The organism is Nocardioidaceae bacterium SCSIO 66511, assembly GCA_023100825.1.
Classification (GTDB): domain Bacteria; phylum Actinomycetota; class Actinomycetes; order Propionibacteriales; family Nocardioidaceae; genus Solicola.
This window is the reverse complement of sequence record CP095846.1, coordinates 4,022,063-4,037,654: the sequence shown is the minus strand read 5'-3', so window position 1 is coordinate 4,037,654 and position 15,592 is coordinate 4,022,063. Positions and strand designations below refer to the sequence as shown.

The 15,592-nt window shown below is 66.9% G+C and carries 16 protein-coding genes; 9 read left to right on the top strand and 7 right to left on the bottom strand.

All coding sequences use genetic code 11. The features are described from left to right. Positions 1 to 51: 51 nt before the first annotated feature. Entirely contained in the window at positions 52 to 1,032 is a 981-nt protein-coding gene (locus tag MU582_19185; protein ID UPK74537.1) for a WYL domain-containing protein, read from the bottom strand. A 132-nt stretch (positions 1,033 to 1,164) separates the two neighbouring features. Here MU582_19185 and MU582_19180 point away from each other — a divergent pair, with 132 nt between their 5' ends. Beyond that, positions 1,165 to 1,560, top strand: a complete 396-nt coding sequence (locus MU582_19180) for a RidA family protein (GenBank protein ID UPK77200.1) — start codon at positions 1,165 to 1,167, stop codon at positions 1,558 to 1,560. 13 nt (positions 1,561 to 1,573) lie between these two features. Here the strand turns inward: MU582_19180 and MU582_19175 are convergent, their stop codons facing one another. Continuing rightward, a complete protein-coding gene (locus MU582_19175; GenBank protein UPK74536.1) occupies positions 1,574 to 3,004 on the bottom strand; it encodes a trehalose-6-phosphate synthase in 1,431 nt (476 codons plus the stop codon). 75 nt (positions 3,005 to 3,079) lie between these two features. On the opposite strand from MU582_19175, the gene MU582_19170 reads away from it, so the two are divergent. After that, positions 3,080 to 4,081, top strand: coding sequence for a zinc-dependent alcohol dehydrogenase family protein (locus tag MU582_19170; GenBank protein ID UPK77199.1), 1,002 nt, complete (start codon positions 3,080 to 3,082; stop codon positions 4,079 to 4,081). Positions 4,082 to 4,096: 15 nt separating this feature from the next. Here the strand turns inward: MU582_19170 and MU582_19165 are convergent, their stop codons facing one another. Continuing rightward, positions 4,097 to 5,143, bottom strand: coding sequence for an aldo/keto reductase (locus MU582_19165; GenBank protein UPK74535.1), 1,047 nt, complete (start codon positions 5,141 to 5,143; stop codon positions 4,097 to 4,099). A 76-nt stretch (positions 5,144 to 5,219) separates the two neighbouring features. Here MU582_19165 and MU582_19160 point away from each other — a divergent pair, with 76 nt between their 5' ends. Then, on the top strand, positions 5,220 to 5,825 hold the full coding sequence (locus MU582_19160) for a TetR/AcrR family transcriptional regulator (protein ID UPK74534.1): 606 nt from the start codon (positions 5,220 to 5,222) through the stop codon (positions 5,823 to 5,825). On the opposite strand, the gene MU582_19155 is transcribed toward MU582_19160, so the two are convergent. Continuing rightward, the gene (locus MU582_19155) at positions 5,809 to 6,543 is read right to left on the bottom strand and encodes a TetR/AcrR family transcriptional regulator (protein ID UPK74533.1); all 735 of its coding nucleotides are present in this window, start codon (positions 6,541 to 6,543) and stop codon (positions 5,809 to 5,811) included. The two genes, MU582_19160 and MU582_19155, sit on opposite strands and share 17 nt — an antisense overlap. Before the next feature lie 91 nt (positions 6,544 to 6,634). Here MU582_19155 and MU582_19150 point away from each other — a divergent pair, with 91 nt between their 5' ends. Genes MU582_19150 through MU582_19135 form a run of 4 tightly spaced genes read left to right on the top strand, consistent with a single transcriptional unit; the run spans position 6,635 to position 11,638 of the window. Then, on the top strand, positions 6,635 to 7,621 hold the full coding sequence (locus MU582_19150) for an ATP-binding cassette domain-containing protein (GenBank protein ID UPK74532.1): 987 nt from the start codon (positions 6,635 to 6,637) through the stop codon (positions 7,619 to 7,621). Continuing rightward, positions 7,618 to 8,409 (top strand): ABC transporter permease, encoded by a 792-nt coding sequence (locus MU582_19145; GenBank protein ID UPK74531.1) that lies wholly within the window; start codon positions 7,618 to 7,620, stop codon positions 8,407 to 8,409. The genes MU582_19150 and MU582_19145 overlap by 4 nt, the downstream gene beginning before the upstream one ends. Then, positions 8,406 to 11,006 carry a DEAD/DEAH box helicase gene (locus MU582_19140; protein UPK74530.1) on the top strand — a complete coding sequence of 867 codons (2,601 nt, stop codon included), beginning with the start codon at positions 8,406 to 8,408 and terminating at the stop codon, positions 11,004 to 11,006. The genes MU582_19145 and MU582_19140 overlap by 4 nt, the downstream gene beginning before the upstream one ends. After that, on the top strand, positions 11,003 to 11,638 hold the full coding sequence (locus MU582_19135; protein ID UPK74529.1) for a hypothetical protein: 636 nt from the start codon (positions 11,003 to 11,005) through the stop codon (positions 11,636 to 11,638). Before MU582_19140 ends, MU582_19135 begins: the two co-directional genes overlap by 4 nt. A gap of 592 nt (positions 11,639 to 12,230) precedes the next feature. Here the strand turns inward: MU582_19135 and MU582_19130 are convergent. Continuing rightward, positions 12,231 to 13,232, bottom strand: a complete 1,002-nt coding sequence (locus tag MU582_19130; protein ID UPK74528.1) for a Gfo/Idh/MocA family oxidoreductase — start codon at positions 13,230 to 13,232, stop codon at positions 12,231 to 12,233. 53 nt (positions 13,233 to 13,285) lie between these two features. Here MU582_19130 and MU582_19125 point away from each other — a divergent pair, with 53 nt between their 5' ends. Beyond that, positions 13,286 to 13,585 carry a DUF3263 domain-containing protein gene (locus MU582_19125; GenBank protein ID UPK74527.1) on the top strand — a complete coding sequence of 100 codons (300 nt, stop codon included), beginning with the start codon at positions 13,286 to 13,288 and terminating at the stop codon, positions 13,583 to 13,585. A 16-nt stretch (positions 13,586 to 13,601) separates the two neighbouring features. After that, the gene (locus MU582_19120) at positions 13,602 to 14,207 is read left to right on the top strand and encodes a LytR C-terminal domain-containing protein (protein ID UPK74526.1); all 606 of its coding nucleotides are present in this window, start codon (positions 13,602 to 13,604) and stop codon (positions 14,205 to 14,207) included. Here the strand turns inward: MU582_19120 and MU582_19115 are convergent. Together MU582_19115 and MU582_19110 are read right to left on the bottom strand one after the other, a co-directional pair. Next, entirely contained in the window at positions 14,191 to 14,961 is a 771-nt protein-coding gene (locus MU582_19115) for a hypothetical protein (protein ID UPK74525.1), read from the bottom strand. The two genes, MU582_19120 and MU582_19115, sit on opposite strands and share 17 nt — an antisense overlap. Positions 14,962 to 14,968: 7 nt before the next feature. Then, the gene (locus tag MU582_19110) at positions 14,969 to 15,463 is read right to left on the bottom strand and encodes a SigE family RNA polymerase sigma factor (protein ID UPK74524.1); all 495 of its coding nucleotides are present in this window, start codon (positions 15,461 to 15,463) and stop codon (positions 14,969 to 14,971) included. Positions 15,464 to 15,592 lie beyond the last annotated feature (129 nt).

Below are 15,592 nucleotides of genomic sequence, written 5' to 3'. Positions count from 1 at the left end.
GGCCCGATGCTAGCCATGAAACATCGAGGCCGGCGTCGCGACGATCGTGGGTCAGAGCGTCGGGCCCGTGCCGTAGTTCGCCGCGATCGCGATTGCCCGACTACGCAGGGAGTCGCGCAGCCACGGTGGTGACAAGACTTCGGCGTTCGTGGCGACGCTCCACAATGCCCATTCGGCGTGACGTGCGTCTTGGAAGGCGAGCTCCATCCGCAGCCAGCCGTCTGCGTCGGGCTCGTCGGTACGGACGGCGAGTGCGGTGCCGACGAGCAGTTCTTTGCCTGCCGGGTTCACCCGTGCCTCAACGGCGACCTGGTCTCCGCCGGCCCGAAACCGGTCGCTGCGTTCCTGCCAGGCGAGTTCGAGGTCGACCTCGTCGGCTCGTTGCGCAGGCTCCGGCAGCTCCTCGGCGGCCGCTATGCGGCTCAGCCGGTAGGTGCGGTCCGCGCCGGATCTCGTGGCCAGTAGGTAGCCCTGGTCGCGTACCGTGACCAAGCCGATCGGATCGACGATGCGCCAACGCGGCGCCCGACCAGCCGCGGCATAGTGGATGCGGAGCTTGTGTCCGTCGAAGACGGCGCGTCGAATCTCGGCCGCGACCGGATCGGGCACCTCATCGGCGGTCTGGCGGCGCGACAGCAGATCGATGTCCGGATCGATCAGCAACCGTTCGACGGCGCCGGTCGCGGTCGAACGATGGCTGTCGGGCAATGCGTCGATGACCTTCAGCATCGCCGAGGCGAGGGCGGATCCGAGACCGAACACCTGCGTCCCGCGTCGTGAACCCGCGACGAGCAGGGCGAGCGCTTCGTCGTGGTTCAGGCCGGTGAGCTCGGTGCGAAAACCGGGCAACAGCGCGTATCCGCCGTGGCGGCCGCGTTCGGCGTAGACCGGCACCCCGGCAGCCGACAGCGCTTCGATATCGCGCTGAACGGTACGAGTGGCCACCTCCAGCTTCTGTGCCAGCGCGGCGGCATTCAGCCGACGATGCTGACGAAGTAGCAGTACCAGCGAGACCAATCGGTCGGCGCGCATGCGTGAACTTTACCGACATACACGACACCGGGCTGTCGGGATTCGTGGAGATGCTCATGGCCTTCGACGTACGTGGGATCCGCCCACCCGAAAGGTACGCAGCGTCGATGAACCTATGGAGCTGATGTGTCAATGCAGCGAACGGCGATCAACCCGGTGACGTGGTCGGTGGAGATGGGATTCAACCAGGGTGAGGTCGTCTCCGGACCTGCTCGGATCCTCTACTGTTCCGGGCAGACCGCAACGGGCGGTGACGGTGAGCCGAAGCATGACGGCGACATGGCGGCACAGATCGCCCTCGCCCTCGACAACCTGGAGGCCGTGCTCGCCGAAGCGGATATGGCGCTGGAGAGTCTTGTCCGGCTGAACGTGTTCACCACCGACGTGGATCTACTGCTCCAGCACTACGGCGTGCTCGCCTCGCGATTGGGTGCCGCCGGAGTCGCCCCGACCACCACGATGCTCGGCGTGACTCGATTGGCGATTCCCGGCCAGCTGGTCGAGCTGGAAGGCACTGCGGTCGGGTGACTCTGGGCAGCCGCTACACCGGGCGCGGATGCTTGTCGTGATGGGTCTCGCCGGCGGCGAGCGTGTCGAGGAACGCTTTCGCCCAACGGTCGATGTCGTGCTCGCGTACGTACTTGCGCATCGACCGCATACGCCGGGAGTTCTCGCGCTCGGGTGACTGCATCGCCTGCAGCAGCGTCGCCTTCATCCCGTTGATGTCGTAGGGGTTCACGCGGTACGCCTGCTTGAGCTCCTCGGCCGCACCGGCGAACTCGCTGAGCACGAGTGCACCCTGGTCGTCGTAGCGGCAGGCGACGTACTCCTTCGCGACGAGGTTCATGCCGTCACGCAGCGGTGTGACGACCATGATGTCGGCCGCGCGGTACAGCGCCGCCATCTCTGCCTTGGGGTACGACGAATGGAGGTAGGTGATCGGGACCCGCCCGATGCGACCGACATCGCCGTTGATCCGCCCGACGAGGCGGTCGATGTCGTCGCGGAGCACCTTGTATTGCCCGACCCGCTCGCGCGAGGGGGTGGCAACCTGGATGAACACCGCGTCGTCGAGGTCGATGCTGCCCTCGGCGAGTAGCTCGCCGAACGCCCGGAGCCGTTGACGCAACCCCTTGGTGTAGTCGAGCCGGTCGATGCCGAGCAGTACATGCCGAGGGCCGCCGAGCTCCGCGCGGATCTCGTCTGCGCGTTGCTCGGTTGCCGGGTCTCGGGCCAGCCGCTCGAAGGAGTCGGCGTCGATCGAGATCGGGAACGAGCCGGCAGTGACCAGTCGCCCGTCGGGCAGGTAGACGGTGTCGCGGTGGGTCTTGTGGCCGACGCGCTGGCGTACGAGCCGGACGAAGTTCTGCGCCGCGCCCTGATGCTGGAAGCCGACGAGATCGGCGCCGAGCAGCCCTTCGAGGATCTGCCGGCGCCAGGGCATCTGCTGGAACAGCTCGGTCGGCGGGAACGGGATGTGCAGGAAGAACCCGATGCGCAGGTCCGGACGCAGCTCACGCAGCATCGCAGGCACCAGTTGCAGTTGGTAGTCCTGCACCCACACGACCCCGCCCTGCTCGGCCACCTCGGCCGCACGCTGCGCGAAGCGCCGGTTGACGCGTACGTACGCCTCCCACCATTCGCGGTGGAACTCCGGCGGCGCGACCACGTCGTGGTAGAGCGGCCACAGCGTTCCGTTCGAGAATCCCTCGTAGTACTCCTCGACCTCCGAGGTCGACAGCGGGATCGGTACGAGCTCGAGCCCGTCGTCGATGAACGGTTCCAGCTCTTCGGTCGGTGCGCCGTGCCAGCCGATCCAGGCGCCCGCGTTGCGCTGCAGCACGGGCTTGAGAGCGGAGACCAGCCCGCCCGGAGACGTACGCCAGGCGGTGCGGCCGCCGGGCAGAGTCACCCGGTCGACCGGCAGGCGGTTCGCGACCACGACGAATGCAGCGGTGGGGGAATTGCTCAAGGCGCCCTCCTCGGATCCTCATGATGAGCCTATCCCGTAAGCCCGGCGGCATTAGTGTGTTGGCAGGTGATCGAGATGCGGGCTTGGGTGGTCGACAGACCGAGTCGGATGCGGCACGGACCGCTGGACCTGGCAACCAAGTCGGTGCCGGAACCCGCTCCCGATGAGGTCCTCGTACGCGTCCGTGCCTGCGGTATCTGCCGCACCGACCTGCATCTGGCCGAGGGCGATCTGCCGCCGCGGCGTCGCCGGACCGTGCCGGGGCATCAGGTCGTCGGCGAGGTGAGCGCGACCGGAGATGCGGTAGACCGGTTCGCGATCGGCGACCGCGTCGGCATCGCTTGGCTGCGTAACACCTGCGGCCACTGCAGGTTCTGCCGAGCCGGGCGAGAGAACCTCTGCCCGCGCTCGCTTTACACCGGCTGGGACGCCGACGGAGGTCTCGCCGAGTACGCGGTCGTGCCGCAGGCGTTCGCGTACCGGCTTCCCGATACCTACGACGATGAACAGGTCGCACCGTTGCTGTGCTCGGGCATCATCGGCTATCGGGCGCTCGAACGAGCTCGGGTGCCGAGCGGTGGCCGGCTCGGAATCTACGGGTTCGGGTCGAGCGCACACATCACGGCACAGATCGCCACTGCTCGTGGTGCAGAGCTCTACGTGATGACCCGCGGAGAGGGCAACCAACGACTCGCGCGCGAGCTCGGCGCCGCGTACGTCGCAGGCCCAACCGAACACCCGCCCGCCGAGCTCGACTCGGCGATCGTGTTCGCTCCGGCCGGTGAGCTCGTGCCGCTCGCGTTGAGAGCCCTCGGGCCCGGCGGCACAGTATCGCTCGCCGGTATCCACCTGAGCGACGTTCCATCGATGACGTACGCCGACCACCTGTTCGGGGAGCGCGACCTGCGCAGCGTCACCTCCAACACCCGGCAGGACGGCGAGGAGTTGCTGCGGCTGGCTGCACGGCTGCAGCTCGACGTCCATACGACTGCGGTCGGTTTCGACGAGGTGGCCGATGCGCTGACTGCACTGGCCGACGGCCGTACGTCCGGCTCGCTGGTGATGGTCGCAGGCTGATTGCGGGTACGCGGGTCAGAGTCCGGACGGCACGGCGCGTGGGTTCAGCCGAGCGAATCCCTCCTGCCGCTCGTACGGGAAGTAGGGGTACGGAGCCGTGGTCGCGCTGGCAGCGTCGAGGAACGCGATGTGGTCGGCTGTGAGTGCCCACCCTGCGGCTCCGAGGTTCTGGCGAAGCTGCTCCTCGTTACGCGCACCGATGATGACCGAGGACACGGTCGGTCTCTGCAACAGCCAGTTGATCGCGACCTGCGGCACAGTCTTGCCGGTGTCGGCAGCGACCTTTTCGAGCGCGTCGACAACGCTGTAGAGCCGCTCGTCGTCGACGGGCGGACCGAAATCCGCGGTCGCATGCAGGCGGCTGCCAGCGGGCAGCGGCGCATCCCGGCGGACTTTGCCGGTGAGCCGGCCCCATCCGAGTGGGCTCCACACGACAGCGCCGACGCCTTGGTCCAGACCGAGTGGCATCAGTTCCCACTCGTAGTCGCGACCCACCAGCGAGTAGTAGACCTGGTGGGCCACATAGCGCGACCAGCCGTGCGCATCCGCCGTTGCGAGCGACTTCGTCAGCTGCCAGCCGGAGAAGTTCGATACGCCGACGTAGCGGATCTTTCCGGCGCGTACGAGACCATCCAGCGTGCCGACGACCTCTGCGATCGGCGTACCCGCGTCGTACCCGTGCAGCTGGAAGAGATCGATGCGGTCGGTGCGTAGTCGGCGCAGTGCGGCATCGACGGTGCCGATCAGCCGTGAGCGCGACGATCCAGCATCGCCGGGGCCGTCACCCATCGGCAGGCCGGCCTTGGTCGAGATCAGCACGTCGTCGCGGCGGCCGAGCAGCGCCTCGCCGAGAACCTCTTCGGATGCGCCGTCCGAGTAGACGTCGGCGGTGTCGAACATCGTCACACCGGTATCGAGGCAGATGTCGATGAGCCTCTTCGCTTCGGCTACGTCGGTGGTGCCCCAATTGCCGAACAGCGGTCCTCGCCCGCCGAACGTGCCTGCGCCGAACGAAAGCGCGGGCACCATCAGCCCCGATGCGCCGAGTCTGCGATGCTCCATATCGTCTCCTTAATGGGATTTGCGTACCGTTAATACGGTAGCAGGTGATCGCGCTAAACGGTATGCTCGTCCCGTTATGGGATCCTCTGCGATGGTGCGCCCGGGTGGACGGACTGCGCGAGTGCGCGAGGCTGTGCTCCGGGCTGCGGGCGATCTGCTCGCGGAGGACGGATTCGAGGCGCTCGACCTGGCGGAGGTCGCTCGTCGCGCCGGAGTGGGACGTACAACCGTCTATCGACGGTGGGGTACGCCGACCGGCCTGGTCGCCGATCTGCTGGTGGCGATGGCCGATGAGTCGGTGGCGCGTACGCGGACAGGTGCGATCGCCGAGGATCTCCGTGCCAACGCGAGGCTGGTGCAGTCCACGCTTGCCGACGCGCGTCAGGGGCGGCTGTTCAAGGCGGTCGTGGTCGCGGGGGCGTGCGATCCGGCGGCCGGTGATGCGCTCCGCGGCTTCTACTCGACACGCATCGACGAGTGGGCGCCGTGTGTCGAGGAGGCCGTCGAGCGCGGCGAGCTACCAGAGGGCACCGACGCTCGGCAGGTCATCCGCGCAGTGTCGGCGCCGCTCTACTACGCGCTGCTGCAGAGTGGGCAGGCGCTGACCGAGGAGCTCGCCGATCAGTCGGCCCGGGCGGCGCTCGCGGCCGCCGCGGCCGGCGTCTTCATCGGCGGGAGATGAGGGCTGCGATGCCGTCGAGGGCTCGGTCGATGACGTAGTCGGTGTCGTCCTCGTAGGGGTCGTTCGCGACGACCCGGGCCATCGTCGTGTGCTCGCCGTCGGCCATCGCCTTGGTGATGTAGGGCATCTGGGCTGCCCACCAGTCCTCATCGCTGATGCCGGTGCGCTCGGCTGCCTCCTTGTACTCGACGTTCCATTGGCTGGCTCCGCGCGCGAGGGAGTCGAGCATCGTGACCGTCCAGGCCATCTCGTGGTCGGTGAGGCCGATCCCGTCCATACAGCGGAGCGCGTCGTCGTACGTGCGGATCGACTCGGGACCCATCAGCGGGCGCGCCTGCGAGACCTGCAGCAGCCAGCGGTGGCGGCGGTAGTGCTCGATCAGCTCTTGGGTGACGATCCGCAGCCGGGAGCGCCAGTCGTCGCCGAGTGGGTACGCATCGGGGACGTCGCGCTGTGCGGCGTCGAGCATCAGGTCGACCAACTCGCCCTTGCTCGGCACGTAACGGTAGAGCCCCATCACCCCGATGCCCAGCTCGTTGGCGATCCGGCGCATCGAGACGGCGGCGAGTCCGTCGGCATCGGCGACGCCGATCGCGACCTCGACGATCCGTTCGATGGACAGGCCGGGCCGCGGACCTCTGCTGGGCGCGGCGGTCGTACCCCACATCAGGTCGAGGGTCCGTTGCAGATCGCCGCTGCCGGAATATTCGGTGCTCATCGGTGCTTATCCTAAAACTGAGTACGCTGTACGTAGTTATGATACGGTGTACGCAGTTTCATTTGCATAGTTCTCTTCGGAGGGGGATCGGGTGCCAGCAGTAGCGATCGATGCGGATGGTCTCCGCAAGGTCTATGGGGGTACGAAAGACGAAGTGGCAGCGCTCGACGGCTTCGACCTGCAGGTCGCACAGGGGTCGGTCTGCGGGTTGTTGGGTCCGAACGGCGCGGGCAAGACCACGGCGGTGCGCGTGCTGTCCACGCTCGCTCGTCTGGAGAAGGGTAGGGCGGCCGTCGCAGGTCACGATGTCGCGAAAGAGCCGGAGCTCGTACGTACGCGGATCGGTCTGGTCGGGCAGAATGCCGCGGTCGACGAGGTGCTCAACGCCCGGCAGAACCTCGTCATGTTCGGCAGGCTGTTTCACCTCGACGCCAAGGCGGCCGGTCGGCGCGCCGATGAGCTGCTCGAACGGTTCGACCTCGCAGACACCGGTGATCGGTCGGTCAAGAAGTTCTCCGGCGGAATGCGTCGGCGCCTCGATCTGGCCGCGAGCATGGTGCTGCGACCCGAGGTGTTGTTCCTCGACGAGCCCACGACCGGGCTCGACCCGCGCGGCCGCAACGAGATGTGGGCGGCGGTGCGTGCGTTGGTCGAGCTCGGCACGACGGTGCTGCTGACCACGCAGTACCTCGACGAAGCCGATCAGCTCGCGGATCGCATTGCAGTCATGCAGGCAGGCAGGGTGATCGTCGAGGGCACCGCCAACGAGCTGAAGACAAAGGCCGGCGGCGACCACCTCGAGGTGGTCGTACGCGACGATGCTCAGCTCGACCTGGCGCGCGCCGCGATCGCGGATGTCGTTGCCGCAGGCGCCGCCGCGCGCGCCGAGACACGTACCGTCTCGGCGCCGGTCATCGATCGCGTTCGTGCGCTCGATGCTGCGCTGCGCCGGCTCGATGAGCTCGAGGTCGCCATCGACGACATCGGCATCAGGCGGCCGACGCTCGACGATGTGTTCTTGACCGTCACCGGTTCGCCTCTACCTGCGGACACCGAAGACAACGAGGAGGCAGCATGAGTGCGCTCACCAACACGGTCGGCGACAGCTGGACGCTGACCAAGCGTGCCCTTCTGCACTGGCGGCGTGAGCCGATGACGCCGATCGCCGGCATCCTCTTCTCGTTCATGTTCATGCTCATGTTCGGGTTCCTGTTCGGCGGCGCGATGCAGGTGCCGGGCGGAGGGGATTATGTCGACTTCGTCGTGCCCGGGATTCTCGGCATGTCGATGATGTTCGGACTCGAAGCGACGATGCTCAATGTCGTTGCCGACAAACGGGCCGGGTTGTCCGACCGATTCCGGGCCATGCCGATGTCGCGTTCGGCGATCCTCGGCGGCCGGGCGGTCGCCGACACTCTCGACTCGACGCTCAATCTCGTTGCTCTGGTGGGATGTGGGCTGCTGATCGGATGGCGGTTCGATGCGTCGCCGGTCGACTTCGTGGCCGCGATGGCGCTGCTTCTGCTGTTGCGCGCTTCGATGATCTGGATCGGCATCTTCCTCGGCGTCCTGATCGACTCGCCGGATGCGACAGCGCTCGTCCAGATTCTGGTGTTCCCACTGGGCTTCGTCTCCAGCGTGTTCGTGCCGACCGAGACGATGCCGGGCTGGCTCGCTCCCGTCGCCGATTGGAATCCGTTGTCCGCAACGGTTTCGGCCGTACGCGAGCTACTGTCGAGCCCCGGTACGGGCGGGGACGCATGGGCGGTCGAGAATGCGGCGCTCCTTGCCGTCGTCTGGCCGCTTCTCCTGGGTGTCGTCTTCGGTGCTCTTGCTGTGCGCGGCTATCAGAAACTCGGAAGGTGAATTTGATCGAGCACGTCCGTTACGTCCCCGGCAGCCCGGCCCGCGAGGGCCGGGTCGTCGTGGGTCATACGCATGACGACGGCGTACACGAGTACCGCGTCGAAGAGGCGATCCCTCTGCTGTTGAGGGCATATCGCGATGGTGCATCGGAGTCTGTTCGATGGTGGTGCTGCGCCACTGTGTTCGCTCTCGAGTTGGTCGAGCGGCGCCGAATCACCCCGCAGTTGACCGATGACGATGTCGACGAGTGGCGTGCCGGTCCGCTGGACGCCGACGACGAAGCACGAATCGAAGCGCTGGTTGCCGAGTGTCCTCCCGACCCGGCCGCAACGGCGGCTGAGCTTCGTGCGTACCTCGATGCGTGTGCAGATGTGCTGCCCCGTCGCCAAGAGGAACCGGGCGAGAGCCCCACGCCGTACGCGACGATGGGCGTCGCTCCGCGCGCGGAGCTTCGCGTCGTACTTCGCGTCGAGCACGACGTTGTCGGCAGCGCAGACCTCGGCGACCTGTCTGCGTCGATTGCCTTCTACGCGCCCGACGAGCCGAGCCGGCTCGTCGGGGCTGACGAGCTGTGGTCAGGCTCGAGTTTCGGCGGGCACACCCAGGTCGATGCGCTGCTCGCAATCCGGCGGGCCGCGTTCGCCTGGCCGCCGCTGGAGCGCGTGCTCGAGCGCGCTGTGCCCGACCGTGTCCAGTTGACCGACGACGAGACGGTCGAGCTCGCGGGCTCGGCGGCCACCCGGCTGCGGGCGGCAGGAGTCGAGGTCAGATGGCCGCGGTCACTTGTGACAGACGTACGTACGCGGGTGCAGCTCGGAGGCGATGCGTCGGGTGGCACAGGTGCACTCGGCGAAGGGGCGCTGTTCGACTTTCGCTGGCAGGTGGCCGTTGGTGAGCGGGAGCTGAGCAAGGCCGAGCTCGACCTGCTGGCGGAGTCGACCCGACCGGTCGTACGCCTGCGTGATCAGTGGGTCGTCGTACCCGGTGAGGTCATCGAGCGCGCCCGAGAGCGTTCGCGCACGCCGGTCACCGGCATCGAGGCGATCGGTGCCGCGCTGAGCGGTCGCATCTCGGTCGGTCGCGGACGAGACAGCGACGTGACTGTGGCGCCCGACCTCGCCGAGGTGCGCGATCGGCTTGCGGCCGGTGAAGACGGTGTCGAACCGTTGGTCCAGCCGGCGGCGCTGCGGGCAACGCTCCGCGACTACCAGTTACGCGGTGTCCGGTGGCTCGACCGCATGACGTCACTCGGTCTCGGCTGTTGTCTCGCCGACGATATGGGTTTGGGCAAGACGATCACGGTGATCGCGCTGCACCTTGCGCGCGTGGAGAGTGCAGTCTCGGCCGGGCCGACTCTCGTCGTCTGTCCGGCGTCGCTGATGGGCAACTGGGAGCGAGAGATCGAGCGGTTCGCGCCCGGCGTACCCGTGCGAAGGTTCCACGGCCAAGATCGCTCCGTCGACGAGGTGACCGAGGGCTTCGTCCTCACGACGTACGGCACGATGCGCCGCGACGCCGACCGGCTCGCGTCGGTGGCATGGGGTCTCGTTGTCGCGGACGAGGCGCAGCACATCAAGAACCCACACTCAAACACGGCCCGGGAGCTGCGTCGGATCGGCGCACAGGCACGGGTTGCGCTCACCGGCACGCCGATCGAGAACCACCTCGGCGAGCTGTGGGCAATTCTGGACTGGGCCGTGCCGGGCCTGCTCGGCACGGCGGGGGAGTTCCGCCGGCGCTACGGCGACCCGGTCGAGACCGGGCGCGACGAGGTGGTCGCCGAGCGGTTGAAACGGTTGGTGGCGCCGTTCATGCTGCGCCGGCACAAGACCGATCCGGGGATCGCGCCCGAGCTGCCACGCAAGACCGAGACCGACCAGTTCGTGTCGCTGAGCGATGAGCAGATCGGGCTGTACGAGGCCGCAGTACGCGAAGGCATGAGCGAGGTCACGGCCGGCGAGGCAGGCATCGACCGCAAGGGCCGGATCTTCGCGATGCTCACGGCGCTCAAGCAGATCTGCAACCATCCGGCGCAGTACCTGCGCGAGGACACCTCCCGGCTCGCGGGCCGCTCCGGCAAGCTCGAGCTGCTCGACGAGCTGCTCGATGTCATCCTCAGCGAAGGCGGCGCCGCGTTGGTGTTCACCCAGTACGTCGCGATGGCGAAGCTGCTGCAGCAGCATCTCGCGGCGAAGGGCGTCGAGGCGTACGTTCTCGACGGCAGTACGCCGGTCTCGCGGCGCCAGGAGCTGGTCGACGGGTTCCAGCGTGGTGACGTATCGGTGTTCCTGTTGTCCCTCAAGGCGGCGGGTACTGGGCTCAACCTGACTCGGGCCGACCATGTGGTGCACTACGACCGCTGGTGGAACCCCGCCGTTGAATCGCAGGCGACCGACCGGGCGTACCGCATCGGTCAGACCCGTCCCGTACAGGTCCACCGGATGGTCGCCGAGGGCACGATCGAGGATCGCATCGCCGCGATGTTGGCGAGCAAACGCGAGCTCGCGGATGCGGTGCTCGAGTCGGGTGAGGGCGCGTTGTCGGAGCTGAGCGACAGCGAGCTGGAGGAGCTGGTCAGCCTGAGGAGGCAAGTATGAGTCTGGTGTTCGAACCCTTCCCGCCGACGCACGCTGCGCGCTCGTTCGCTCGTACCTGGTGGGGCAAGGCATGGGTCGGTGCGCTCGAAGACACCTCGCTCGATCTCGGGCAGCTTCGCAAGGGCCGCGCGTACGCGAGGCGGGGCCATGTCGGCGCGATCATGGTCGAGCCGGGTCAGGTGGTCGCGACCGTACGCGATCCGTCGCTCGATGAGTTCCGCGCTGTCGTACGCGTAGAACAGCTCTCCGACACCCAATGGGAGCGGTTCAGTGACGAGATCTCGGCGAAGTCCGGGCATCTGCTCGCCTTACTCGATGGCGAGATGCCGGCCGAGCTGATCGACTCGGCCGCGGCGGCCGATGTCGCGCTGCTGCCGTCGATCGGCGACCTCGAGCCGGAGTGCGGCTGTGATGCCTGGGAGCTGCCGTGCGTACACGCGGCAGCGCTGGCGTATCAGGTCTCATGGCTGCTCGACGCCGACCCGTTCGTACTGATGCTGCTGCGCGGACGCGGCGAGGAGGAACTGTCCGGTCAGCTCAGTACGCGGGCAAATCGGCCCGCGAACGACCTGGGCGCCCTCGTCGACCTCGCTGCAGCGAAGGCGTCTGAGCTACTTGCTGCTGTGCGCTGAGGCGGGGTGGTCGTCTGACTTTTCGGCTGTACGACTACCCGCCTGCCCTGCACGGCTTCGCCTTCGGCTTTCCCGCTTCTGTCGCTCGACATCTCGCCGCTTCGGTTCTGCTCGCTGTCGGCTTTCCTGCTCGCTCCGGCTGGGCAAAGACGCGGCGACGCGGGAGCGGCAGCTACGTGGCTCGGTTGCTTGCCGGCTTTCCCGTTTCGGTCGGCGTTTGCGGGGTCGGTGGGTGGTCGTTCACCAAGTAAACATGGTGAAACTCCGCTTTGCATGGCAGATTCGCCGTGCAAAGTGACAGGTTTCCGTGCTCGTTGGTACGCCAGCGACTACCGGTAGGGGAGTGACGCCGAAGTCGAACGTTACCCCGGTCCCATATTAAGGTGACGGGAAAGCCGCCAAGCAACCGAACCGAAATGGCGGCTTCCGCGCATCGCCGCGTCTTTGCCGAACCGAAGGGGCGAGGAAAGCCGAGCGCGAACGGAAGTTGGCAGGCGGGTAGTCGCACAAAAGGAAGCGGGAAAAGCCGACAGCGAAGGAAACCGGGCAGTCGGGTAGTCGCACCGCAGGCAATCGGAACCCGACACCGTACCTAGTCGACCGAGTAGCGCACGCCCAACTGCTCACGCATCCGATCCATCAGCGCCATGATCTCGACGGTGTCGTCGAGCGGCAGGATCTCCGACTCGGTACGACCGGCGCGCAGGCAGTCGCCGACCTCGATGATCTCGTGCGCGTATCCGCGACCGATGACGGGATCGGCGTACGTATGGGTCTCCCATCCGTGGATGTGGGAGAACGTGGGCGGCATGTGCATCCGGGAGGCGACCTCGATCCGGCCGCCGTCGCCGGCTATCGAGGCGGTCGCGTCGGACCACGCGATCTGCGTCCAGGAGACGTTTGCGACGGCGCCGTTGGCGTAGGTAAGGGTCGCGCCACCGTTCAGGTCGACCCCGCGATCCGACAGGGCTCCGGCGGCGACCACCTCGTCTGGTGCGCCGAGCACCAGGTAGGCGAAGGTGAGTGGGTAGATGCCGACATCGAGCAGGGCGCTCGCACCGAGCGCAGGGTCGACCAGCCGAGCCGCCGCATCTGTCGGCAGTACGAACCCGAGGTCGGCACGTACCTGGCGTACGTCACCGCAGGCGCCGTCGGTGACCAAGCGCAGCAGATGCCGGATGCGGGGATTGCAGCGCATCCACATCGCCTCCGCGAAGAACACGCCGCGCGCACGCGCTGCGGCGACGAGCTCGCGTGCTTGCCGGGCGTTGAGCGTCAGCGCCTTCTCGCACAGCACCGGCTTGCCGTGCTCGAAGCACAGCAGGACGTCCTCGACATGGCGTCCGTGCGGGGTCGCGACGTAGATGACGTCGACCTCCGGGTCGGCGGCGAGCTCCGCGTAGCTGCCGTACGCTCGTGCGGCGCCGTGACGGTCGGCGAAGTCACGCGCGGAGCCAAGAGTGCGCGACCCCACCGCGGCGAGGGTTGCATCGGAAACCACGGCGAGATCGGTTGCGAACGACTCGGCGATCTTGCCTGTTGCGAGGATGCCCCATCGAATGGGCTGCGGTGGGTCGGCCGGATGCTGCGACATGCAGGCATTGTGCCAAATGACATCGTTGTGGTTCGTCGCCTACGATGGGCGGTATGGATCCCGCACATGTCGTGTCGCAGGGCCGGCCGGCCGGCACCAGCAGCCTCTCGGAACGCGACGCAGCCATCCTCGACTTCGAGCGCACATGGTGGCAGTACGCCGGCGCGAAGGAGCAGGCGATCCGGGAGAAGTTCGACCTCTCCGCGACGCGGTACTACCAGGTGCTCAACGCCCTGATCGATCGCGAGGACGCACTCGCGCACGACCCATTACTCGTCAAGCGCCTCCGTCGGATGCGTCATGCGCGCCAGCGCGCCCGGTCTGCGCGCCGACTGGGCATCGAGTTGACATGAGCATGAGGGCCCGACGATGAACACCCGCGATTCGGCCTTCCGCCTACCGTCGTGGCTGATCGCCGCGAGCCTGGCCGTCGTCGTCATCGCGACGCTCACGTACTTCATCACCACCAGTAACGACAACACCGACGAAGCGTCGCCGCAGTCCGAGCCCACCAAGACCACCGACCCACCAGAGTCGAGTGACCCGCCGAAGAGCGACGGGCCGGCCAAGACCGACGCGACCGACAAAACCGACAAATCGGATGAGTCCGATAAGTCGGATGAGCCGGCCAAGAGCGATAAGCAGACCAAGCCGGAGAAGAAGCCGGTCGAGAAACCGAAGAAGAAGCCTCAGAAGCCCGAGGCGAGCCCCGACGCCACGGTCGACGTCTACAACAACTCCGGCATCACGAATCTCGCCGCTTCGGTTTCGGGCAATGTCGAGTCCGCGGGATTCTCGATCGGCGGCGTCGACAACTGGTACGGCGCTATCCCGAGTACGACCGTCTACTACCCACCCGGCATGGAAGATCAGGCCAAGCTGCTCGCCGACTCCCTCGGCGTCGGCCGCATCATGGCGGCCGTCAAGCCGATGTCGGGTGAGCGCCTCAGCCTGATCCTCACCGCTGCGATCTAGCGCGGTCGGTGGGCTCGAGCATTACGAGCGTGCTCGAGTAGACCCATTTCGGGTGCGCGGTGTACTCGCGCCAGATCTCTTCGAACCCCTCCGAGTCGATCATCGAGAGAATCTCTTCGTTGCTGATCGGAAGGGGTCCGTCGGCGGCCTTACCGAAGAAGTTCAATGCGATCCCGTCCGCTGCGGTCGACCGACCGTCGAGATAGAGCTTCATCCCGGCGGACGCGGGCGAATCGTGGTACGCGATGGCGTTCTGGCTCGGCAACGCGGCACAGTCCGGGCCGAAGTCCGAACACGACGGAGCGAGATCGACGTCGGATGGATCGACCGTCGAGCTCTCCCAGTCGGTCTTGGTGACGTTGATGTTGAAGCCGACCTTCCGGCCGTCGACCCAGGCGGCGAAGGAGTGGCGTGTCGTCGCGCGCACTTCGCCGAACCTCGCGGGCAGGAGCTCGCCGAACCTCTGTGCCGCCCACGCATCGAACTCGTCCCTGGTCTGGGTCTTTGGGACGTTATCGGATTGCTTCGCCGGCGTGTTCGACGACGCGGTGGGGCCGTCGTCCGAGAGACGTGGCGCCAAGGCGGTACCGAGGATGATCAGGCCGGCGGCTGCCGCAGCCAGCCCGACGCTCGCGACACGGCGCGCGCGGTGTCGTCTGGCCCCCTCGTTGAGTACGTCGGGAACCACCGTACGCATGGGAGTGAGATCGGAGATCTCCTCGGAGAGCCTGCTACGAAGGTCGGCGGGAGACATAGTGGCCTCAGCTTTCGATCAGGTGGTGGAATGACTCGCCGAGTCGGTCGCGGAGCAGGCCGAGTGCCCGTGAGCACTGTGCCTTGACCGTCCCGGGGCTGCACGACATGAGTTCGGCGGTCTGGGCGACGCTGTAGTCCTCCCAATAGCGAAGGACCACCACGGCGCGAGCTCGCGGAGGCAGCTCTTGGAGGGCGTCGAGGATCGTCATCCGTAGGTCGGAACCGGTGTCTGCGGGCGTCGGGTCCGGCATGGCCTCGAGCCGGCGTGCGCGACGCGACCGACGTTCGTCGTCGAGGTACGTACGCACCAGCGTCTTGTGCGCATATGCATGCGGGTGCTCGGCACGACGTACGCGATCCCACACGCGGTAGAGCTTCAGCAGGGTCGTCTGGACCAGGTCGCGAGCCCTATCGGCGTCTCGGCACAAGAGGTAGGCGTGCCGGTAGAACCGCTGTTCACCCGATGCCGCGAACTCGGTGAAGTCATCGACGTGTCGCAAACTGTCATCCCCGCTCGTCGGTTCTCATTGTCGTCGTTCACAGGGCAAGGAGCGTTCTCGACCCGAATCGGTTTGAATCGGATGCGGGGCGCGTCGCACTCGAGAGCTCACGTACGCGAGGATCGACCC